Raw genomic sequence first — 21,922 nt, 5'->3', positions numbered from 1 at the left:
GTTCAAATTAAAAATATTAATATTTGGGAGTCTTTTCTCTAATTGATTTTTTATTCCTTTATTAAATGAATTTCACGATCAAACATTTGCTGCATCTTTTTATTAAAATTATGGGCAATAAAGACAATTGTTGCCTTGCTTTTTAATAGCTTTTGCAAAATATTCATAGTCGCCGTCTGATCAATTGCACTAGTTCCTTCATCAATCAAAATAATGTCACTGTCATGAATCTTAGCTCTTGCTAAGACGATTTTTTGACGTTGTCCTCCGGAAATATTCAAATTATCCAAGTCAATTTTTTCATCGACACCTGCTTTAAACTTTTTAATATCGGCCGCAAAATTAACTTCATCAAGCACTTGAGCTACTTGATTATTAAGTTGCTTGTTGAACATTGTAATGTTTTCTTTAATTGTACCCGGAAATATGTTCGGCTCTTGTGGAATATAGCCTATTCTTGACATATTAGGCTTAATTGTCAAACCTTGACTATTTTGAAATTCAATTTTGCCTGTGCTAGGTTTAAGTTCACCCAAAATCAATTTAAATAAAGTAGACTTACCTGCGCCTGAATCTCCTGTTAATAAGATTTTCTCGCCAGGTTTAACTGCAATATCAGGAAAAGTAAGCTTTTCACCATTAGGATACTGCAAAGCCAAATCTTTTGTTGAAAATGCTACTGGTGTCTCTTCTTGGCCAGCTTTAACTTTTTCAATCACAGTAGCATCACCATCAACTTGTTTCATTAAATCCTGTGACGATTTCATAAAACTTAATGCCTGAATTGTTTGTTGTAAGCCGATCGAAATATTAGCTGCAAAGTTTTGGACAGACATAATTGCACCAAAAATCACTAAATTCTTAGTGATCAAAAAAGCCGTCAAAGACAACAGGATTATTTGTCCTACCATGTTACAGATCCCATTCAAAATAATTAATTGCTGTTGAGCAGCCGTTTGTTTAACATGAGCCTGTTCTACTTTACTTGAAGTTTTTTCACCTACCTGAAATAACTTAGCACCAGCAAAATATCTTCTTAATTCTTCTAAGCCAGAGAACCATTTAGCTAAAACATCTAGATAATGCTTATTTTGCTCAGAAACATTATTAGTTGCTTGTTCCATTTTCTTTTGTACTAATTTAGGTACAAAGTAAGAAACAATATCAATCACTACACTAGTCAAAAAGATTGACCAATTAATTGTAAGTAGAGCCACCAATGCCGCAACAAACATTGAACCATAGAACGGCACAATTGGATACCAATCAAAATAATTTTTTCTAATCATTTCTAAATCATTAGTCATCCGATTTTGCACGGCCGGTACTTGATGATTTTGACCATCTCTAAAGTAATGTGTAGCCAAACGAGCGCGCACCTTTTTATTATATTCTTCTTCCTGCACTCGAATTACAAATTGGATATAATAGATCATCCCTTGGGCAGCTAAATATAAAATCCCCATTAAAGCCGTCGCAAGTAAAATCTTCACCCAAGCACGATCTTTGATATAAGTCAGCCAGTACATTTGAATGTAGCCTGCACCAATAGCAGCGACACCTGAAATAACTGATAAAATATTAATGTAAATAAATCTTAAATAATTAGTTTTAATAAAGCCTTTGAAACTCAATCAGCGTCACCTCGATTAGTCAATTTAATTTGTCGATCAAACATTGAAACTAATTCTGTAGAATAATTGTGCGCAATCATAATTACAGTACTTGGAGTATTTAATAAATTTTGTAATACTTGCTTCGTCCCAGCACTGTCAATTGCACTAGTCCCTTCATCGATCAATAGCCAAGGTGATTGATGAATCAAAGCTCTGGCTAACACAAGCTTCTGCCTTTGTCCTCCAGATAAATTTCCTTTATCCAAATCAATTTGACTATTAAGTCCAGCAGACATCTTATTCAAATCCTTGGTAAAACCTACTTGATCTAATACACCTGAAATTTGATTATTTAAAGCACTATTAAACATCGTGACATTATTGGCAATTGTGTCAGGAAACAAGGTATTATCTTGAGCAATATAGCCTAATTCATCAAGATCAAAATTTAATTTTTGACCATTATGATCAAAAAAATTGATCTCACCTTGGCTGGGCGTTAATTTACCTAAAATTAATTTAAATAAAGTTGACTTGCCAGTTCCACTATCACCAGTAAGCAAGATTTTTTCACCTTGCTTAACTGTAAAATCTGGGTAAGATAAATACTCACCATTTTTGAATTGTAAGGCCAGATCTTTTACTTCTAGCCTGTTAATCTTCTTAACTTGATGCTGATCTGGAGCTATTTTTACTGGAGCTTGAAGATTAGTAATTTCCTTATTCAAATCCTTGGTAGATTTAATTAAATTCCATTCCGTTACAAATGCTGAAACACCATTCATTACAGTTGAACTAAATTGAATAGTAGTAATTACCGCACCAAAAACAATTTGTCCTTGCAAATATAAGTAAGCACATAAAACCATCAAGACCATTTGTCCCACAATATTAACTACAAAGGTGATCATATCTGCAATAGCAATAGTTGCTCCTTGATGAACAGCTGCTTTTTTATATTCGTCTGCGCTTTGGTTAACTGATTCACTAAATATATTAAAACTGGCATATCTTCGTAATTCATCCAGGCCACTCATCCACTTGGCTAAAGTGTTTAAGAACTTTTCATTTTTTTTAGTAACCTTTATTGTGGCCGATGAAGTCATTTTTTCAAAAGTTTTAGGCAAAAATAATGAAATTGCAGTTAAAATCACCGTCATTACTACTAAAAGCCAGTTAAATGAAAACAAAATTCCAATTGAGAAAAGCACAGACAACAAGTACATAAAACCATTTTTGATTGGTTTTAAATAATTCTGTGTTAGCTGATCAAGATTGGCAACCAATTCATTTTGCACTTTAGCAGTTTGGGCAATTTCATTTTTAAAAAAGTAGCGACTAATTTTTACACGAATTTGATGCAAATAAGATTGTGATTGCTTTCCGTATAAGTAATCTGAACTAGTAATCAAGGCTAATCTAACTAGATCACAGCCAATAGCCAAACAAATAAAAATAATAAAGCCAAATAAATTCATTTTCTTTAGCTGGTTAAAGGCCGGGGTCATCAAATATTGCGAAGCAGCATCAACGGTCGTACCAATGATAACCATTAGAAAAATTAAAATGAATTTAGCTTTATTGACCTTAAAAATCCCTTTAATACTCATTTGTCTCATCTCCAAGCAAATTAAAATATTAAAAATATCTTATTTATGCTTAATATTACTGCTATTTTTTTAATATTCAATCACTTTTTACTAAGTGGTTAAAAAAATAACTTGAACGGCAAAATTATTACTATATCTAGCTAATTCATTAGGAAAAATTGGCAAAAAAATAGACTAGAAACTCATTATCAAGCTTCTAGCCCATTAGTTTAATTCAATTATTAACGGTAATTCTTCAAGAAATCCATCATCTTTTGATAAGCTGCATCATGATCTGCATCATATGCATCGACTACATCGACTACTTTATTATCCTTAGTAATAATACGGTACTCACGTAAGTCTTTCTTTTCATTAGCAACAACTGTAATCTCACCCTTACCTGGGGTAGAGAACAATTCTGGATTAAGTTCTTCGTTCAACTTATCTGATAATTGTTGGTTAAATGCGATTGTATTCATTTTTGTTTTTATCTCTTTTCTAAAAAATCCAACACAGACATTATATCATTATTAGATAACGTTGATGAATTTAGTTTTATTTTTTATCAAGGAGAACTGTACCTGCAGAAGGATTATGATCAATTGCACCAATGATTGGATGTGGCGTATACAATTCATCCAAGTAAGTAACTTCTTCAGGCGTTAATTTAATATCTAAGGCCTTAACAGCGGACTCCAAATGCTTGATTTTAGTTGAACCAATAATTTGAGTAGTAACACCCTTAGCCCATTCCCAAGCAAGTGCAATCTCCGACATTTCAACGTGATGTTTTTCGGCAAGTTCATGTACCCGTTCAATAATTGGCAAATCTTGCTTTTCCATGGCATCATATTTTCCATGCAAAGCTGGATCAGTCTTACTTCTAATTGTATTCGTCTGCCAGCCGGTATGAGCCAAGTGCCCACCTGCTAAAGAACTGTAAGGCATGAGCGAAACATTATATTGCTTGCAGATTGGAATCAATTCACGCTCATCTTCACGGTAAAGTAAATTATAATGATTTTCCATGGTTTGAAATTGCGCTAAGCCATTTTCTTTTACAAAGATCTGCATGTTGTGGAATTGGTAGCCATACATGGCTGAAGCACCGACAGCTCGCACCTTACCTGTTTTAACTAAATCATTTAACGCTTCCATCGTTTCTGAAATAGGCGTCTCATAATCAAAGCGGTGAATGATATATAGATCTAAATAATCTGTACCTAATCTGGTTAATGATTGTTCTACTTCACGGTGAATTGCTTCTGAACTCAATCTTCCCGGGTTAAAGTAGACTTTGGATGCAATGACTACTTTATCTCGAGGAATCTTGTTACCCTTTAAAGCTCGACCTAAATACTCTTCACTAGTACCAGCCGCATAGACATTAGCTTTATCGAAGAAATTAAGTCCCATTTCGATTGCACGCTGGACTGTTTTTTCCAGTGTCTTCATAGTTTAATAATCATTGATTATTTTCTGTATGTTTGCCAAAGCTCATGCATCCCACAACTAATGGTGAAACTTTGATATCAGTATTGCCTAAATTCTTATATTCCATGTTTTTACTTCCTTTTATTACACGTTCAATATAGCATAGCAATACTGATTACTAAAATGCCGACTTGTTATTTTTGGGTATTACATTTATGCATTAGTTTTAGTTAATTAATGCACGACAAGCGATTGATCTCCTTTATGATTTTGTACAAAACTAATCTTTAATCGTTACTTGACCATTCATCAGCATTGGTAAAAGAAAGTCACGGAGAGATTTTAATTCTTGATTTTCTTCATCACATACAGTAATTTTAGAATAAAGACTTTCTACCATTGACTCAAATTTATCTCTTAAATTTTTTGGAGGTATAGTGATTCTACTTTGTTCTAAATGATCTTTAGTAATGTGCCCCATCGTTGTCTTCCTTGCATTCGCCATTAAGACAAAATTTATTACATAGCTTGATAATTGCTGATATACATAATGTTTAGAAAAATCTGCTTTTGGTATCACTTTAAATATATGTTGATTCAAGCCACCTAATCCCTTATTCCAAATCATAGTTTCTAAAGACGCAGACCAAGAAAATAGAATATCACCATTATGAATTATGTGGGAATCATCAATATCATCCCTGACAAATTCAGTTTTTGATGTAAATCCATCATGCATTTCTGTAATTTTAATTACTGGCAATTTATTTTTAATATTTACTGGTCGATATTTTTGACTGGCAATACCATTTATAAAATCTGCTATTCTATATAAATTATCAACTTCCCATCCTTCAGGAATCTCTTGTTTAAGCTGGTCATTCCATACCATCTTCCCGCCATTTGATTTATATGGTTTACCATCCTTATCTGGGAACTCAAATTGTAAGAACCAGTAATCATAGATAGTCTTAGCCATTGATTCAAGCTCTTTTGAAATAGCATTGTTATTTGCTATTTTTGAATCGATATTCGATAAAAAATCTGCAATCTTGTCTTGCTCTGCTCTCTTGGGAAGAGGAATTTCTAATCCTTTAAAATTAGTTGTAGCTGTTGCCAAGGCAGGAACCCCTACATAATTTGCAAAAGACAGTAGTCGCTTCTGTCCTTCTTTAGTATGAAAATAATACGCAAACCAGACAGGATTTACAAGATCTTTCTTTAAAGTTACTTTAAATTGACTTTGTGAAATTAAAAACCGCTTTTCTTTCAAATCATCAGGGACGTATGATAATTGACCCAACGTTCCTCGGTGAGTTACTACAATATCTCCTGGATAAACTATTGCTTTTGATAGCTTTTCTGCTTTCTCTTCAGGAAAATATTTTAAATTTCTATCATTCATTTTTATTGATGTTAAATTTTCCCCACTTAAAAAAGGTATTCCCTTTTCAGTAAAATATTCTACTTTAACATCAGAACCAAAAGGTCCCATAGAAATACTTTCAATCAAATTAGACATCAATTCCATATGTCGATTATTTTTCATAATTTAGGTTTCCTAGTTTATCTTTTATTTCTTTATTTAAATGATCATTTTTTTCAAACAGATTATCTAACTTGCTCTGATAATCTTCCATCTTCTTCTCAAACTCATCTTGTGTAAGTTCAACATATTCGATCTTAACAGGGAAATATTGACCAGCACTGAATGAGTAATTCTTGTCTTTAACATCTTTGAGACTAACAGTAATAGAGAAATCATCAACGTCTTTTCCCTCTACCGCAGTTTTAACAATCTTATTAATATCATCTTGAGATAAGACAGTTCTCTGTAATCCATTTTCTTTAACTTTAGTTCCAAGTTTAGAAGCATCAATCAGTTGAACTTGATCATCCTCTTTACTCTTATTAAAGAAAATCACACTTACATTAGTACCAGTATTAGCAAATACATTAGATGGCATAGAAACAACAGTATCAATCATAGAGTTATCTACCAAGTGCTTACGGATCTTTTTATCAATACCTGATTGGGCTGTTAAAAATCCAGTAGGTACAACCACTGCAGCCTTACCATCATCAGCTAATGAGTAAATAATATGCTGAATAAAGAGTTCGTAGATTGCCATACTATTCTTTTTCTTGTTTGGTATCTTTGGTACTCCAGCAAAGTAGATTTCACTAGCGTTAGGGATGCTTTCTACTTGATCTCGCCAATCTGAGAAGTCCACTTTGAATGGCGGATTTGATACTATATAATCCATTTTTTCAGGATGCTTATTATTGAGAATAGTATTGCCTTGAACAATATTATGAATTGAGTGACTTAAATTATTTAAAATCAAATTTAATCTAAGTAAGTTTGATGACTTCTGTGAAATATCTTGACTGTAAACAGTACACTTATCAACACCAATTTTGTTAGCTAAATTCATAAGCAATGTACCAGATCCAGCAGCTGGGTCGTAGACTTTCACATTTTCAGGGCTGTCTTTACCAACTAAAATATCAGAAATTATTTTAGCAATGGTACGCGGAGTGTAGTATTCGGCATAATTACCACCACCATTTTTGTTGTAGTCTTGAATCATGTATTCAAAGATTGTCGAAAAGAAGTCAAAGCCTTCATCAAAGATAGAGCTGTCAAATTTCGTTGAAGATAGAAGTTTAATAAGCTCTCTTGCAACATGATTTTTTTGTGAACCATCTTGCACATTATCAGCTATCAAATGTGCATCAAATAATCTAACTTGAGAATTACCTGCTGTCTCAACAGAAAACAAATCATTATTATCAATAGCAATATCATTGAGCGTCTCATCAAATATTTCACTAAAGTTATCTGTATTTTGCTTATTAAAAATACTTTCAATTAAATCTTCACGCTTAATATCAGCGGTATCAGTACCTAAAGTCATTTGAAGCATTTCATAATCATCATCACTCATATCCATTAAATGCTGATAATCATTATTTGCATCTTCTTTTTTGGCTTCATATAAGAATTTATCATTTAAAAATTTGTACAAAAAAGATTGTGTTACTAGCTTATATTCTCCTGCTTCACCACCTAAACCTGCACTGGTTAGAATGCCTTTAATACTATCAACTAAGTTCTCTACTGTTTCTACATAATTAGTACTTTTCATCAATGAACCCCTTCATATTCGTCATGATATTCTTTGGTCAACAATTTTGAGATACTTTTGATCTCATTAGGATTTAACTTATCGTCTGAGCCTTTTTGAATTTGCAGTAAAGTTTGAATTGTTTTCTTATCAAAATATGGTGTATTTTCTAAAACCGCACTATTTTTTTCAACTTCATCATCTAAAGCGTCTTTAGAATTTTTCATAACTCTATATACACTTGGATTTTCTCGAATACTATCTGGTTCTTTACCAGTAGCATCATAGATTACTTTCTTAAAGCTTCTTGCATATTTTTGATCGCCATCAAAAGCTTGTGCAATTCTCTCATTCTTCGCATTTAAATTATTCATAAGATAGATAATTTTCTCTATTTTGACGGTATTAGATCTTGTTTCTTCTGCTGAAACCTCCTGAATACGCTGCTTTTTCATAATTCTACGAAATTCATCAAATAAAGATACCCATTCAGGATCTGTTTGATCCCAATTTCTATTAAAGATCTGTCTGGCTCTTTCTTCAGTCTTCCTATAATCATCAGCAACTAATTTGAGCTCTGCACTACCTTCTTTTTCAAACTTGAAAGTCCAATTACTCATAGCAGCATTTAAGATGTCTTTGCCAGACTCCGTACTTGCATCATTAATCAAGTTTAGTGTTCTGATTCGATTTTGGACCATATTAAGAAGTTTAGAAACATTTTGAGCTTGAATTTTCTTTACCAGATCATCGTATGAAAGCAATCTTGCAACATTATAATCCTCCTTTAATTCACGCAAGGTCTTTGCCAACGCAATTAAATCAGATTTCTTTGGTACTTGATCTATCTGCCTTGAGAAGTTTTCGATGTTATCTGTATCATATTCCGCCAAGATTAACTCTGCATTATTTAAATTCTTTTCAATGTCTTCAGAGTTAACGAAAAGTGAACTATAAATATCCTTCATATTTTCGCCAGAATCTTGATATTCATGATTAAGTTCTTCAAAATATGCCTTGTTTGTTTTATCGAATTCTTTTGAAATATTGGCAAAATCAACGATATATCCCACTCTGAAGTCATGATAAGAACGGTTAACTCTAGTTAAAGCCTGCAGTAAATTATGAGCTTTAATAACCCTGCCAAGATACAACTTCTTCAATCTTGGAGCATTGAAACCAGTTAAAAGCATATTATATACAATTAAGAAGTCGGTCTTGCCTTCCTTAAAAGCTCTAACTTCATTATTTCTCGTATCCTTGTCATCTTCGTCAGATAATATCAATGATGCAGTAAATTGAGTCTCATTATTCTTAATCTTTTCTTGGAATAGTTTATATAACTCCCGAGCCTGTTCTGAAGAATCTGTTACAATCATTCCACCAATAGTATCATCCCCATATAAGATTTTTGATTCTTTAAAGTCATTCAGAATATAATCTAATAATGGTTTACAGTAATTGGGATGAGCAAAAATATCTTTTTTACTTAGTTGACCTTTTTGAACTTTCTCTTGCAAATTATCAACAATATTTTTGAACTTTTTCTTATATTCAGTCCTAATCTCCTCACGCATTAAACGTAAAGTGAAGCCATCTTGAATTGATTGATCATAGTAATATTTATCCAGATAATCTCCAAAAATTTCTCTGGTTGTTTTACGTTTCTCTTTACCAGATGGATTCATGTTGATTAAAGGCGTTCCAGTCAAAGCAATCTTAATAGAGTTCTTGTCAGCATTATATAAATTTGGAAGATATGAACCTTTATCATTGTATGAACGATGGGCTTCATCTATAAAATAGATATTTTGTTTATTTAGGCTCTGATACCCAGATTTATCAGTTAAATTAGTATCTTCATTTATTTTCTGAATATTCACAACTGCAACATCTTCGGTAAAAGGCTCATTTAATTCTTTTTTGGAATTGATACGTTTTACCTTTAGTCCTCTATTAATAAATGCATTTTCCGCCTGATTTGCAAGATCAATTCGATCAACAATAAAGAAAAATTGCGGAATAATATTCTTTTCCTGAAGAAGGGACTTCAAATATTGAATATTGTAATAAGCTAATGCTGTTTTGCCAGAACCTTGCGTATGCCAAATAACGCCTTTCTTTACCCCTGAGTTAATTGCATTGGCTATGGCTCTAGTTGCAAAATACTGAGGATAACGCATTATTTGCTTTTGAAGAACAACAACACCATCATCGTTAATACTTCGATCATATGCAATACCAAATCTTAAAAAGAATCTCAATCTATCTTTTGAAAACATTGATGTTAAAAAAGAGTTGGCAGGAGTATCCGGTTCACAATTTGTTTTAAATTCTTTAGAATCTTTGATTGATAATTTATTGGCATCCCTAAGAACTTCGTCAATTTTATTCTGAGAAATATGCGCAGGAATCGGCAGTTCATTGTACTTTTTCTCATGCATGGAATTGAAAAAAGCTTTGTCATAACTTGAAGTACAGTAATATGATCCAGTTGTATGAGCACCAAAATCTTTAGAATACTCCATATTATCAGTAAATGCTATTAACTGCGTGATATTATGGAACTCTCTAAACTTTTCATTATGAAATCTTGTTGTCATTCGATCAAATTCAGACTGCATCCCTGTTTTACCATCACGAATAGCGTCCGGCTTCTTAAATTCAATATAAGCTAGTGGCAATCCGTTGATAAAGATTGTCGCATCAGGTCTAAATTCGTCATCACCATTTTTACAAGGAATTTCGTATGAAACTTGAAATATGTTATTTTTCCAGTTATTCCAATCAATAAATTGAAAACTAGAATTGCCTCGATGTTGAATTCGATCATAAAACTCTTTACCTAGATCTTTGTTGGTCAACTCAATTCCAATTTCCTTATATTCATCTGCAAAATCTTTTTCTGTTGATCCTGGATTTAATTTCAAGAATTGATCCTTCAAAACTGGAAGTAAAATATTATTTTTTGGATCTTTAATTTCTTCAACTTTTTTCTTTGAAATGAAGTCGTATCCCAGTCCCATTAAATGTAAAATTGCTGGAAATTGTACTCTCGTCATTTCATTAAATTCTGTGCTCATAATCTACTCCAATAAACTATAGATATTATAGCTTTATTATATAACAGTTCGGTATATACAAAATATACCCAGCCTAGTCAAAAGACTTAATAATCGCCTTTTTTCTTTCTTCGTCTTTTGCACTTTTAGAAGGAAAACTTTCGAGCAATGCTGATAGTTCGGACTGAACTTTTTTAATATCTTTATTTGTTTGTTCAAGATCTTCTACAACTTTATGAAGATTTACACTTTTTTCTGGTACAAAAGTATCTACATATCTTGGAATATTCAAATTAAAATCATTTTTTACAAGCTCTTCCCAATTTGCTAAATGAGAAAACGATTCTAGTTCTTTTCTATCTTTATAGATTTGAACAATCTTTCTAATATTGCTTTCTTTTAAGATATTCTTTTTCTTTCCACGCTGAAATTCTTTTGAAGCGTCAATGAACAAAACATTCTTAGATTTTTTGTTTTTCTTTAAAACTAAAATCACAGTAGGGATGCTTGTTGAATTGAATAAACCCGCTGGCAATCCAATAATCGCATCAATTTCATTCTTTTCAAGTAAAGATTTACGAATCATTTTTTCTTTCGCACCTCTAAATAAAACACCATGCGGTAAAAGAATGACCATTGTCCCTTCATTATTTAAATGATACAGACCTTGTAGTAAGAACGCATAATCTGCTTTTGTTTTAGGTGCAACACCATATGATACAAATCTTGGATCATTAGCTCTATCATCTGAGTTGTTCCATCTCAGTGAAAAAGGTGGAACACTAGCAACCGCATTAAAGGTTTGGGGTTCTTTTTGACCATCAGAGTTCACAGTATCAGGCCAATCTTCATCAAGTGAATCTCCAACTCTTAATGTAATATCCTTATAATTGTATCCATTGATGATAAGATTCATCTTTGCAAGATTACATGCAGAAATATTAATGTCTTCTCCATAAAAAGTTGTTCTCTGGGAAGCTTTTGTACCTACAGTTAACATGAGGGAGCCACTACCACAAGTCATATCATAAATTGTAGTGTCTTCTTGCTTATTTATATTGGCTGAGACTATCCTAGCCAATAAATCTGTAACATCTTTCGGAGTATAAATATTATCAGATGCACTTCTGATATTTTCAGAGCTTAAGCTGATTAGCTGATTGAAGGTATCCACTAACTTTTGTGTATCGGTTGTACTTGAATCAATACTATCTACCAATTTAATGAGCTCAGCCATTAACTTTCCTTTATTTATACTTTGCTGTTGGCTTTGATGACTATTCCTTATTAAATCACCAAAAATTCCAGTAAAGAAGTGTGTGGAGTTAGTATCGAAATCTTTTATTGCTTTATCTATATCCTTAAGGGAAAAGGTCTTCATTGAAGCAATATTTATTATTGATTTCCATGAAAATTCTGGCTTAATTTCATAGCCAAGCACTTCATCACTATTTTGTTGTTGTTTTAAATCAAGATATTTATAAAAAATCAAACTTCTTAAATATGATCTAATATCTTCAGGGCTCTCATATCCGTTGTGCTCATCTACAAGTTGATTGATTTGATTTACAAATTCACTATTATTCATAATTTACCTCTAATCGTTTTCAATAATACTTAATGCTGAAGCAAAAATTAAATTTGCCTTATGTTGTAAAAGATATTTTTCTTTTAATGCATGTCTATAAATATCGCCAATTCTCTTTTGTTCATTAATGTTAACTGCATTAATATCAAGATTTTTTACTAATCTAGCCGTTAATCTTTTGATTACGGTTCCTTCCATATTTTTCATTTCTTGTCGTTTTATTTCATTCGACTCATTTAGTAAGTAGCATAAATACCACTTATCAAATTGATCATTAGGCTCAATCTTCATCAAAGCTTGAGTCATGATTCTGTCCTGATTGTTCTTAGACACTACAGAAGCAATATTTGTCATCAAGTTAATAACTAAGTCCCCATTATTTAGAATAAATTTACTTTCATTACTCTGAGTGCTCTTATCATCCAAAACCTCGTCAAGTTCCAAATATTGGGAAAGATCTTTTTGAATATCTTCAACTGAATAAATTTCATGATCTTGATTAAGCTTCTTTTTTTCATTTGCATTTGGGCCAATCATACAGTTAGCAATTTTACTAAGTTTCATTTTGTTGTCTCCTAATATTTCAATTGATATATTTTTGACTAAATCTAGTATACCTCTTTAGCATTAATTTTCAATATATTTATTGATATATTTTTATAAATTTGCTAAAAAAATAGAAAACGTTGATAAATCAGCGTTTTCTAAATATCCTTACTTGCCACTCTTCCATTTGAGGGTAAGTCTCTCTTCTTCACTCTTTTTTCTAAAATATTCCTTAACTTTTGGTACAACTTCTTCGCCATAAATTCTAATGGCATTCATCACATCTTCATGCGGCATTGAAGCAATTGGCAAATGAAGATAGAAGCGAGTTAACCCAAGTTCTTCCATGACTTTGATGATCTTATTTGCAACTGTCTCGCTATCGCCAACAAAAATTGCACCATTTTCTCCGATCGATTCAAGATATTGTTCATATGTCATCCCTGTCCATTGCGGTCTTTCCGTACTAATTTGATCAACTAACAATTTGGTAGGATAGAAGTAATCCTTGATGGCTTTGTCTTTATCATGATTTAACCAGCCCCCAAGAGTGTGCAGCAATTGGCATCTTCGTTAAATCATTGCCAACTTTTTCTGCAACTCTTCTGTACAACTTAATTAGTGGTTTAAAGTGCAAAGGATCACCGCCAATTATCGCATAAACGATTGGCAAACCTAACTCTGCAGTTCGGATAGTCGATTCTATGCTTCCGCCTGTAGCTACAGAAATAGGGATTGGCTTTTTAGTGCGCGGATAAATTCCTTTATGATCAACTCTAGGTGTAAACTTTCCTTTTGGCCAATCGAGAATTTCTTCTTTGTTCATTTTGAGTAGCATTTCTAGTTTTTCAATAAAAAGTTCATCGTAATTTTCTAAATCATAACCAAATAAATCAAATGCCTCAGTGAATGATCCTCGTCCAGCCATGATTTCAACTCTACCCGTTGCAATTGCATCCATTGTTGCATATTGTTCATAAACTCTAATTGGATTAATTGTTGGTAGATTTGTAGTAGCACTTGAAAGATGGATTTGCTTAGTTTTCGAAGCAGCAGCTGCTAAAATGATTTCTGGTGCTGAGATAGCGAAATCCTTGCGATGGTGTTCACCGATTGCAAATGCATCAATATTCAATTTATCTGCAAGAACGATTTCTTCTAATAAATCCCTGATTCTTTGATCATGACTAATTGCTTTTCCTGTTGTTTCAAGTGGTGTAGTTTCACCAAATGATGAGATACCTAATTCGATCTTCATTTCTATCATCTCCTAAATCATTTACTTACTTTTTGTAAGTAAAATAATAGCAGATAATTTTTGAAAAAGCAATATCTTGAATATGTGATCCTTTACTTAGTTGCAGTTCTTCTACCAACATATTTGATAAATAAAGCCATGATTAAAATAACTAAACATAAAAGAAAAATATATGCATGCTGTGTTCCGATTCTGGTTAAATCTGACTTAGTACCTTTTTGACTAGAAGCAACGATTGCTGAGGTAATTGAGGTTCCAACAGCACCAGCAAATTGTTGAGCAGTATTTAAAATTGCATTACCTTGAGTAGTTTTACTCTCATCAATTACTGCCAAAGTATCAGTCATGACATCTCCCAATATCATTCCCATTCCTGCCATGTAAATAATATAAACTATCAAAATAAAAATATTATTCATTTGATTAGTTAATACTGCAAATAACAATGTTTCAATCAGCATCAAACTTACACCAAATAAAATAGGTTTGCGTGAACCATAATTATCTAACATTCGTCCACCAATCGGGCCCATGATTGCACCAGCAACTCCCACTGGCAAAACAATCAAACCTGCTAAAAAAGCAGTATTATGATTAACTAATTGAATAAAATTTGGCAACAAAAATGCATTACCCAAAGAAATTAGTTGGATGCAGAAGAAACCAATAATATGACCAGTAAAACTATGATTTTTAAATAATTTTAGTTCTAAAATTGGTGTTTCGATTCGATTAGATCTCCAAATTAACAGAGTTAAAACCAATAATGCCATCAAAATTGGAATAGCAGTTGTAGCCAACTGTCCTGTTCCTAAGTTGCTAAAGCCAACTATAACCACCTTACGAGTCGGGGTATTTGATAATATAAGTGCCTATCTGATGCCCGATATTTTTGCTGAAAATTTCAATCAATTTAAAAGATTAAAGATCAGTTCTAACAGTATAGAACTAGTTAATCTATTTAATGAAGGAAAATTAGATGCAATAGTTATCAATAGCGACTTCTTTACTCAAATTCAAGGTTCTGCAATTGAGACGCAAATTACTAATGAATCTTTTGCAATTCTCTTTCGCAAAAATAATGCTCTCATTGCAAGCCAAAATAGTATTTCGTTAAATGATTTAAAAAATAAAAATCGTAAATCAAAATAACTATTATAAAAAATATTTATTGGTAATCGTTAGCTATGCATAAAGCGAATGAATAAAGATTATTAATTAGCTATTACGTTTCTTAATTTGGCGATTTTGTGTTAACTTGATTGTTATCCAAATAACAACGTATGAAAGAATAAAAATAAACAATGTCCAAATATTGATAGACCAATTATTTAACAACATCATTATTGAGAATAAGCTAAAAGTTCCAATTAACATAAAAAGTCTTCCTTTCCGAATTCACTATTTAAATAAGTGGTTAAATTCAAAATACAAGATGTTAAAATTCAAAAGTAAAATTTTAAATTCTAAAAATTAATATCTGTAAGCTAAATATTTAAGTTATTGAACTGACTTTGCTATATTTAAGTTAAAAGATAATAAAAGGAGGAATTTCATGAAAGTTACTTTTAAAGGAAAAGAAGTTCAATTAATTGGTATGCCACCTAAGGTTGGCGATGAAATGCCTAATTTTACAGTTTTAGACAAAAATAAGCAAGAAGCTACTAAAGATAGTTTATTAGGTAAAAATACTTTGATCAGTGTTGTACCAGATATCAACACACCTGTCTGCAGCATTCAAACTAAAACCTTTAACCAAACAATGGATCAGTTTCCTGACGTTAACTTTTTAACTATTTCAACTAATACCATCAAAGACCAGCAAAATTGGTGTGCGGCTGAAGGTGTTAAAAATATGCAATTAATGTCTGATGAAAAATTATCTTTTGGTAAAGCTACTGGCTTACTAATACCAGAATCTGGAATACTAGCACGCAGTGTGTGGATTCTTGAGCCTAACGGTAAAATCGTTTATCGTGAAATTGTTGATGAAATTACTCATGAGCCCGATTATAATACTGCTGTAAATGAATTAAAAAAGTTGCTGTAAAATTTAAAAAAGATTGCCTCAGTATATACACATATGCTAAGGTAATCTTTTTTTCTTTAGTTCTTATATTGTTCCATTCTTTGATTAAGTTCTTCCTTATTAAAATTATCTAAATTAATTGCTTCTCCACCCATTAACCAATCAATCATTCCAGGATCTACTTTATCTTTAGGCGTATCGTAATAATCTTGCAAAGACCATACACCACCAATGTCATCAATTATTCCATAACCTTTTCCAGAAAGTATCTTTGGACACTTAGGAGCTGCTTGATCAGTAGTGATGTTCTTAATATCTACTTCGAATTCCCAGCTATCGCCATAATCATAAGTTAATAATAATTTATCTCTCTTTTCAAAATACGAAACCTTAGCTTTTTCATAATCTATGCCTGTAGCAGGATCCCAATCTTTCGCTTCAGCGATACTTTCTGCATTTTCAAAGCGTTCCTGCGTCTTTTTATTCAGCAAATCAAACATATGTCCAAAATCTGCATTAAACATATCTAGCATAGCAACTTCTAATGTTTTCACTGACGTATTGCCACTAATAATAAATCTACGCCAAGTAGATGGTTTAAAAGACTTTAGTTTTACTCTAATCTCATAGGTAGCTCGATTGCGAGTTTGATTTTCAAAAATTGCCTTTTTTCGTGTTTTCTGCTTTTTATCATGATTCTCAAGATCTCTTCGCAAGCCTTCTAAGACTCTAGACAAATCCTGAGGAGACAAGTCTAAATCTTCAAGTTCCAAAATCTTTTTCGGATTTGCTTCAATTGCCTCTATCATATCGTTTATCAAATCCTCATCCAGGTTTTGATCGGGGTATGAATTAATTTCTTCAGTTACCCAGTCAATATTCATCCCTATTTCTTTACTATCAGTTTTACGAATAAGACCTACTCTACTCAAAAATACATAGAAATTTTTCAAGGTATTTGTAATCTGCTCTATTTCTAGCGGATGTAGTTTATTGTTAGATATCATAATCCATAAATAAGAAATTGCTTCTCCTAAATCATTAGTAACTAAATGGATCTTATTACGTAATAAATAATGATTTAGATAATCCGGCAGCATTTGATCAGGTTGGAGATATCCTATTCCTGCTGGTACGTATTTAGCATATTGATCAATGAGTTTCTGATTATTTTCTTTAATTTTAGCAACAATCTTTTCATTGCCTTTTACTGGTTTATTTTCATATTTTTCAAAATTAGAGAAATCTTCAAATTTTGGCACTAAGTCAACATACTTATATCTTCGATTTGGTTTTTGCGGCTTAATAGGGAAATACGTACTAACCTCATCAATCATCTTAGAAATAAAATTTTGTCCAATCTGACTATCCAAGGCAAAAATAGCCGCTGACATTACAGTTAGCTTATCTACCATATTCTTTTCATCTTTTACAACATCAATCAAATTTAAATATTCGTTTTGATTATCCTCTATAAGTTTACGAATTTTTTCTAGCATTAAATTAGCTTGGCTTTTAGTATCGTAAAAAGACATTTGCTTGGACTTTACCGCTGAAACTAATTTTTGTTGCTGTTTAAACAAAATAAAGTCATAGCTTTTAATCGCATTAGCAAAAACATCATTAAATAGCTTGGCATCAAGTTTAGTTAATAAAATTGGAAAACTAGTGTCTTTTTCAACTAATAAATAGTACTTTTGCTTTTGAATATTTATTACACCTGCATCCCAAACAGTAAAAGGCTCATTCTTAATAATATCAATCTTATTTTCTTTAATTTCTGGTGCTAAGTTAGTACCGTATCGTACTTGAAGCATGTGGTTCTCCTTATTAAAATAATTTCATTTTAATTTTATCATGTCTATTCACAACTATTCATCTCAGAAGCAAAAAAATGAAGGCAATCACTGCCTTCATCTAAAATACACAAATTTTAGTCTTCTTCTAAAACCGGTACTGTCTTTTTATTTCTAACATGATATACAACTAAACCAATTGCTAAACCTACCAGTGCTGGCACTAACCATGATAAGCCCATGCTAGCAAGTGGTAAATGATTTCTAAGTGAAGCCACTGCTAAACCAAATGAACTTTGACTAACCACACTTGGAAAAGCAACTACCATATCGCCTAAAGCTGGTACAACAGTAAATAGGATTACGAAAAAGTAAACTACACCTGCCTTATTAAACAATGGTGAACAAACTGATAGCAAGATCAAAACCATGGATAAAGGATATAAGAACATTAACATCGGTGTTGACCATGAAATGATTTGATCCAAACCAAAGTTAGCGGCTAAGAATGATGCCAAACAACTAAGTGCTAACCAAACGTGGTAACTTACCTTAGGAAAATGCTTATGAAAGTCTTGCGCAAAAGCAGCAACCAAACCAACTGCAGTAGTCAAACAGGTAACTGTCAATAAGAATGCAAGTAAAGCTTGACCAAAGACACCGCCATAAACGTTAACGATTTGGTTAAAGGCTACCCCACCGTTATCAGAAACTGCAAAACGTCCGAGTGACATTGCACCCATTAAGATCAATAACAAGTAGATAAAACCGATTGCTAAAACGGCCAAGACACCTGATTTAGCAACAACTTTTGAAACACTTTTAGCATCTTTTTGTCCCATGCCACGAACAGCTGTAACAACCGTAACCCCAAAGGCTAAGCCTGCTAAGGCATCCATTGTGTTATAACCCTCTAAGAAGCCATTTACTAATGCTCCATGCTTATAAGCAGCAGTTACTGCTGCAGTTTGTGGATTACCCAACGGACGAGCAAAAGCTACAAGAAACACTAGGAATAACAATGCCAAGAATAATGGATTTAATACCTTACCAACGTTAGACAAGATATTATTTTGATGATAAGAAAAAGCAAAAGCAGCTAAAAAGAATAAAGCTGAGAAAACAAGTAAAGCGGAACTTTGCATATTCTTCGGCATAAATGGTGCAATACCAACTGTGAAAGAAACGGTTGCAGTTCTTGGGGTACCAAACAATGGTCCGATTGTGGCATGGATTAAAACCATAAATACTACTGCAAATCCGGCACCCAGCGGCTTACCGATGTCGTATACTCCGTTTGCATGAGTAATTGCTACTGCTAATACAGATAATAATGGTAATAAAACCCCTGTGATCAAAAAGCCAACTGCAGCTGTTCCCCAATTTGCTCCAGCTAGTTGTCCTAAATGTAATGGAAAGATTAGGTTACCAGCCCCAAAAAATAATCCAAACAGCAAGGAAGCAACAACGAGATAATTTTTCCATGTAAGTTTTTTCGATGTATGATCTGTCATTTTCTCTCCTCCAAAACATCCCTGATAAACAAAAAAGACCCTCAGCTGCAAATTGCAACTGAGGGACGCTTTGAGCGTGGTACCACCCTTTATTTATATCACTATTGCTAGCAATACCTTTCACGTACAGTCAATTACTCGACGATACGTAGGCACTATAATGGGTGCTCCCACTACTTCTTACTTTAAGTTAAGAAATAGAACTCGAAAGTGATTTTCATTTAAACTTAGGATTTATCTCCTCACACCTAACGAGACTCGCTGTAAATTAAGTCTAAATTGCTCTTCTTTCTCTTTGTTTTCAGATTTATTAAATTTGTTAATAATTATTTTAATCAAAATATAATCGTTGTCAACAACTTTTTTATTTATTTTTCAAATTTTCTATTCAAATTGAGTCTGCCAATTAGGATCATTATTTGCCGCAAAACACATGGTAATTTGTTCCTCAGTATTTCGCCCAAGTGAAAGCTTCGGTAAATTATCTAATGCAAAATAATCACAAGCATCAGTTTCATCGTTCGGCTTAAATTCACCACTAATTTCTTTGCATAAGTAAAATACCTTCGTAATGTTGGTGGCCAAAATTGGTTTATTATGATGATTACGATCTTGAACTGCAATAATTTTGACGGGTCTAACTACTCTACCTGCTTCTTCATATGCCTCTTTAACACAATTTTGTGCTGTAGTTTGGTCATAATCATTCCAGCCGCCTGGCAATGACCATTCCTGAGTCATTTTTTCACGGACAAGCAAAATTTTATTATCCTTAAAAATTGCTGCTCGCGTATCAATCTTAGGTGTTTGATAGCCCTCATCACCCAAAAAGAGTGTTTTAATTTGTTCTTTAGGTAGTCCTGTCCTAGCTGCCATCATTTCGCCTGCAATTTTACGGATTTTTTCATAGCGCTCATGATCAAATACATCATGACCATAATGCAATCCTGCTTGAGCTAAACTTTGTAAATCTGTCGCCCACTTGATAAATTGATCATCTGAATTCATTTTTATTGCCTTTAATATAAAATTCTAAGAAAAATAACAAATTCCAAATTAATAGGCAGATTGAAATACCTATTTTAGATTTTATCACAACCCATAAGTAACTTACTCCTAGTGCAAAAATTAGTAGCAATGTTAACAGATTACGAATACTAAATCGACATTCAGTATTAATATTGTTAGCCAGATAAACTGCTACAAACATATTTAAAACTAAACCGCCAATATCTAAAAATCTGTTTTTGCTATATCGGTTAAAATAGATAACTTGATAAAGCCAAATTTGCATTACTACAATTACAACCAATAAAAATTGAAGAAAAGTAACTAAAGGAATACTGCCATTAACAGGATGATGAATCATTGCAGTAATTCGAGAAATTGCGTATACGAAAACTAAATCATAGAATAATTCAAACATTCCAACAGGCTTAGCTATTATTTTTTTCAAACTAATCCCCCCCTAATATTTGATTACTGTCTATCATGCTTTATATTTGTCCAAAAAGCAAATTATGATATTAATTTGTAAGAATCAATTTTTAGCTTGATTGTGAAAAATTATGCTAAAGTAATTATTGATTAATAAATTAATTTAATTGGAGGAATAGCCATGCCACGAAATCCCAGAAAACACAATTTTAATCAGTTCTCAGACCAAGAAAAAGATAAATTAAAAAATGTCAAAAAAGAATTAGCTGAGGCCCAAAAGAAAGAACCTGAAAGCCTACGTGAACATCTACAAGCCTTTAACGATGGAGTGATGGCCATTATTATTACAATTATTGTTTTAGAAATTCAACCTGCTCTGCATGAAATTCATTATCAGCAATTCATTAGCAACATTGCTGTCTTTTTAATCACTTTTTTTATTGTGGCAGATTTCTGGTATGATCTACATTTATCTTTTTCATACTATATTTTCAAACCTTCAAAAGCGATTGCTATTCTAGACTTCTTTTTTCTAGCGGATTTATCACTTCTGCCAGTCATGACTAAATGGATTATGGCTGAAAATTCTTCTTTCGCTGTAGCCAATTTTGGGATTGTTTTTTTAATTGCCAAAATCTTAGAATATCTAATCCAATATTTTGGTGCTAAAAATACTGCGCGCTATTCCCAAATCATGCGAATTATTATTAGCCGCTCCTTTATTAGAAAAATGACGGTTACTTTATTTTTAAATGTAATATTGATCATTCTGTCATTATTCAATGCAAAACTAGCAATGATTCTTTATTTAATAGTTCCAGTTATTTCATTTCTTTTTCCAGTTAAACGCAACAAAATTATGTGATTTTTATTTAAAAGAGCGCCAGTAAACTTAAACTAAGAAACTGTCAAATCTTTT

17 protein-coding genes, 2 pseudogenes and 1 other annotated feature are annotated in these 21,922 nt (G+C 32.4%); of the genes and pseudogenes, 3 read left to right on the top strand and 16 right to left on the bottom strand.

The features are described 5' to 3' along the window. Positions 1-50: 50 nt before the first annotated feature. From CP367_RS01765 to CP367_RS01715, 11 genes and pseudogenes are all read right to left on the bottom strand, one after another. Positions 51-1,634: an ABC transporter ATP-binding protein gene (locus CP367_RS01765; RefSeq protein ID WP_065990870.1), complete on the bottom strand. Its 1,584-nt coding sequence runs from the start codon at positions 1,632-1,634 to the stop codon at positions 51-53. Beyond that, a complete protein-coding gene (locus tag CP367_RS01760) occupies positions 1,631-3,226 on the bottom strand; it encodes an ABC transporter ATP-binding protein (protein ID WP_089145926.1) in 1,596 nt (531 codons plus the stop codon). The genes CP367_RS01765 and CP367_RS01760 overlap by 4 nt, the downstream gene beginning before the upstream one ends. A gap of 221 nt (positions 3,227-3,447) precedes the next feature. Continuing rightward, the gene (locus CP367_RS01755) at positions 3,448-3,687 is read right to left on the bottom strand and encodes a hypothetical protein (protein ID WP_005720287.1); all 240 of its coding nucleotides are present in this window, start codon (positions 3,685-3,687) and stop codon (positions 3,448-3,450) included. Positions 3,688-3,763: 76 nt separating this feature from the next. Next, a pseudogene (locus tag CP367_RS01750) lies at positions 3,764-4,769 on the bottom strand (aldo/keto reductase). A 153-nt stretch (positions 4,770-4,922) separates the two neighbouring features. Beyond that, entirely contained in the window at positions 4,923-6,191 is a 1,269-nt protein-coding gene (locus tag CP367_RS01745) for a restriction endonuclease subunit S (protein ID WP_089145927.1), read from the bottom strand. Further along, entirely contained in the window at positions 6,181-7,794 is a 1,614-nt protein-coding gene (locus CP367_RS01740; protein WP_089145928.1) for a class I SAM-dependent DNA methyltransferase, read from the bottom strand. The genes CP367_RS01745 and CP367_RS01740 overlap by 11 nt, the downstream gene beginning before the upstream one ends. Then, on the bottom strand, positions 7,794-10,856 hold the full coding sequence (locus CP367_RS01735) for a type I restriction endonuclease (protein ID WP_089145929.1): 3,063 nt from the start codon (positions 10,854-10,856) through the stop codon (positions 7,794-7,796). Before CP367_RS01735 ends, CP367_RS01740 begins: the two co-directional genes overlap by 1 nt. A 73-nt stretch (positions 10,857-10,929) precedes the next feature. Then, positions 10,930-12,423, bottom strand: coding sequence for a type I restriction-modification system subunit M (locus tag CP367_RS01730; RefSeq protein WP_089145930.1), 1,494 nt, complete (start codon positions 12,421-12,423; stop codon positions 10,930-10,932). Between the two features lie 9 nt (positions 12,424-12,432). Continuing rightward, positions 12,433-12,987, bottom strand: a complete 555-nt coding sequence (locus CP367_RS01725) for a restriction endonuclease subunit S (protein ID WP_089145931.1) — start codon at positions 12,985-12,987, stop codon at positions 12,433-12,435. Between the two features lie 150 nt (positions 12,988-13,137). Then, a pseudogene (locus CP367_RS01720) lies at positions 13,138-14,227 on the bottom strand (LLM class flavin-dependent oxidoreductase). Positions 14,228-14,319: 92 nt separating this feature from the next. Further along, a complete protein-coding gene (locus tag CP367_RS01715) occupies positions 14,320-15,027 on the bottom strand; it encodes an MFS transporter (RefSeq protein WP_233186517.1) in 708 nt (235 codons plus the stop codon). A gap of 79 nt (positions 15,028-15,106) precedes the next feature. Here CP367_RS01715 and CP367_RS01710 point away from each other — a divergent pair, with 79 nt between their 5' ends. Next, positions 15,107-15,379, top strand: coding sequence for a hypothetical protein (locus CP367_RS01710; RefSeq protein ID WP_023488567.1), 273 nt, complete (start codon positions 15,107-15,109; stop codon positions 15,377-15,379). 66 nt (positions 15,380-15,445) lie between these two features. Here the strand turns inward: CP367_RS01710 and CP367_RS11165 are convergent, their stop codons facing one another. Next, positions 15,446-15,604, bottom strand: coding sequence for a hypothetical protein (locus tag CP367_RS11165; protein ID WP_005720278.1), 159 nt, complete (start codon positions 15,602-15,604; stop codon positions 15,446-15,448). 178 nt (positions 15,605-15,782) lie between these two features. On the opposite strand from CP367_RS11165, the gene tpx reads away from it, so the two are divergent. After that, entirely contained in the window at positions 15,783-16,277 is a 495-nt protein-coding gene (tpx, locus tag CP367_RS01705; RefSeq protein ID WP_089145933.1) for a thiol peroxidase, read from the top strand. Between the two features lie 56 nt (positions 16,278-16,333). Here tpx and CP367_RS10925 read toward each other — a convergent pair whose 3' ends face one another. The 4 genes from CP367_RS10925 to CP367_RS01685 all read right to left on the bottom strand — a co-directional run bounded on the left by CP367_RS10925 (position 16,334) and on the right by CP367_RS01685 (position 21,022). Beyond that, entirely contained in the window at positions 16,334-18,073 is a 1,740-nt protein-coding gene (locus CP367_RS10925; RefSeq protein WP_233186518.1) for a plasmid pRiA4b ORF-3 family protein, read from the bottom strand. A gap of 116 nt (positions 18,074-18,189) precedes the next feature. Then, complete coding sequence (gene brnQ / locus CP367_RS01695) at positions 18,190-19,566, bottom strand: branched-chain amino acid transport system II carrier protein (protein ID WP_065990855.1); 1,377 nt, start codon at positions 19,564-19,566, stop codon at positions 18,190-18,192. 58 nt (positions 19,567-19,624) lie between these two features. Continuing rightward, positions 19,625-19,871 (bottom strand) — a binding site (T-box leader). 79 nt (positions 19,872-19,950) lie between these two features. Beyond that, entirely contained in the window at positions 19,951-20,574 is a 624-nt protein-coding gene (locus CP367_RS01690; RefSeq protein ID WP_054833046.1) for an NUDIX hydrolase, read from the bottom strand. Further along, positions 20,561-21,022 carry a low temperature requirement protein A gene (locus tag CP367_RS01685; RefSeq protein WP_089143516.1) on the bottom strand — a complete coding sequence of 154 codons (462 nt, stop codon included), beginning with the start codon at positions 21,020-21,022 and terminating at the stop codon, positions 20,561-20,563. The genes CP367_RS01690 and CP367_RS01685 overlap by 14 nt, the downstream gene beginning before the upstream one ends. Before the next feature lie 162 nt (positions 21,023-21,184). Between CP367_RS01685 and CP367_RS01680 the strand changes: the two genes are divergently transcribed. Further along, positions 21,185-21,868 carry a TMEM175 family protein gene (locus CP367_RS01680; RefSeq protein WP_023488558.1) on the top strand — a complete coding sequence of 228 codons (684 nt, stop codon included), beginning with the start codon at positions 21,185-21,187 and terminating at the stop codon, positions 21,866-21,868. Positions 21,869-21,922: the final 54 nt, after the last annotated feature.

Source organism: Lactobacillus sp. UMNPBX16, from assembly GCF_002553775.1.
GTDB classification, from domain to species: Bacteria; Bacillota; Bacilli; order Lactobacillales; family Lactobacillaceae; genus Lactobacillus; species Lactobacillus crispatus.
The sequence above is the reverse complement of the archived record's forward strand: the minus strand, read 5'-3'. Positions and strand labels throughout refer to the sequence as shown.

Excerpts from the sequence above, each read along its gene's own strand:
- CP367_RS01710 (WP_023488567.1), top strand. The coding sequence starts at position 15,107 with ATGCCCGATATTTTTGCTGAAAATTTCAATCAATTTAAAAGATTAAAG.
- CP367_RS01745 (WP_089145927.1), bottom strand. The coding sequence starts at position 6,191 with ATGAAAAATAATCGACATATGGAATTGATGTCTAATTTGATTGAAAGT.
- tpx (WP_089145933.1), top strand. The coding sequence starts at position 15,783 with ATGAAAGTTACTTTTAAAGGAAAAGAAGTTCAATTAATTGGTATGCCA.
- brnQ (WP_065990855.1), bottom strand. The coding sequence starts at position 19,566 with ATGACAGATCATACATCGAAAAAACTTACATGGAAAAATTATCTCGTT.
- CP367_RS01725 (WP_089145931.1), bottom strand. The coding sequence starts at position 12,987 with ATGAAACTTAGTAAAATTGCTAACTGTATGATTGGCCCAAATGCAAAT.
- CP367_RS01740 (WP_089145928.1), bottom strand. The coding sequence starts at position 7,794 with ATGAAAAGTACTAATTATGTAGAAACAGTAGAGAACTTAGTTGATAGT.
- CP367_RS01690 (WP_054833046.1), bottom strand. The coding sequence starts at position 20,574 with ATGAATTCAGATGATCAATTTATCAAGTGGGCGACAGATTTACAAAGT.
- CP367_RS01730 (WP_089145930.1), bottom strand. The coding sequence starts at position 12,423 with ATGAATAATAGTGAATTTGTAAATCAAATCAATCAACTTGTAGATGAG.
- CP367_RS01735 (WP_089145929.1), bottom strand. The coding sequence starts at position 10,856 with ATGAGCACAGAATTTAATGAAATGACGAGAGTACAATTTCCAGCAATT.
- CP367_RS01755 (WP_005720287.1), bottom strand. The coding sequence starts at position 3,687 with ATGAATACAATCGCATTTAACCAACAATTATCAGATAAGTTGAACGAA.
- CP367_RS01760 (WP_089145926.1), bottom strand. The coding sequence starts at position 3,226 with ATGAGTATTAAAGGGATTTTTAAGGTCAATAAAGCTAAATTCATTTTA.
- CP367_RS10925 (WP_233186518.1), bottom strand. The coding sequence starts at position 18,073 with ATGCTTCAAGTACGATACGGTACTAACTTAGCACCAGAAATTAAAGAA.
- CP367_RS01680 (WP_023488558.1), top strand. The coding sequence starts at position 21,185 with ATGCCACGAAATCCCAGAAAACACAATTTTAATCAGTTCTCAGACCAA.
- CP367_RS11165 (WP_005720278.1), bottom strand. The coding sequence starts at position 15,604 with ATGTTAATTGGAACTTTTAGCTTATTCTCAATAATGATGTTGTTAAAT.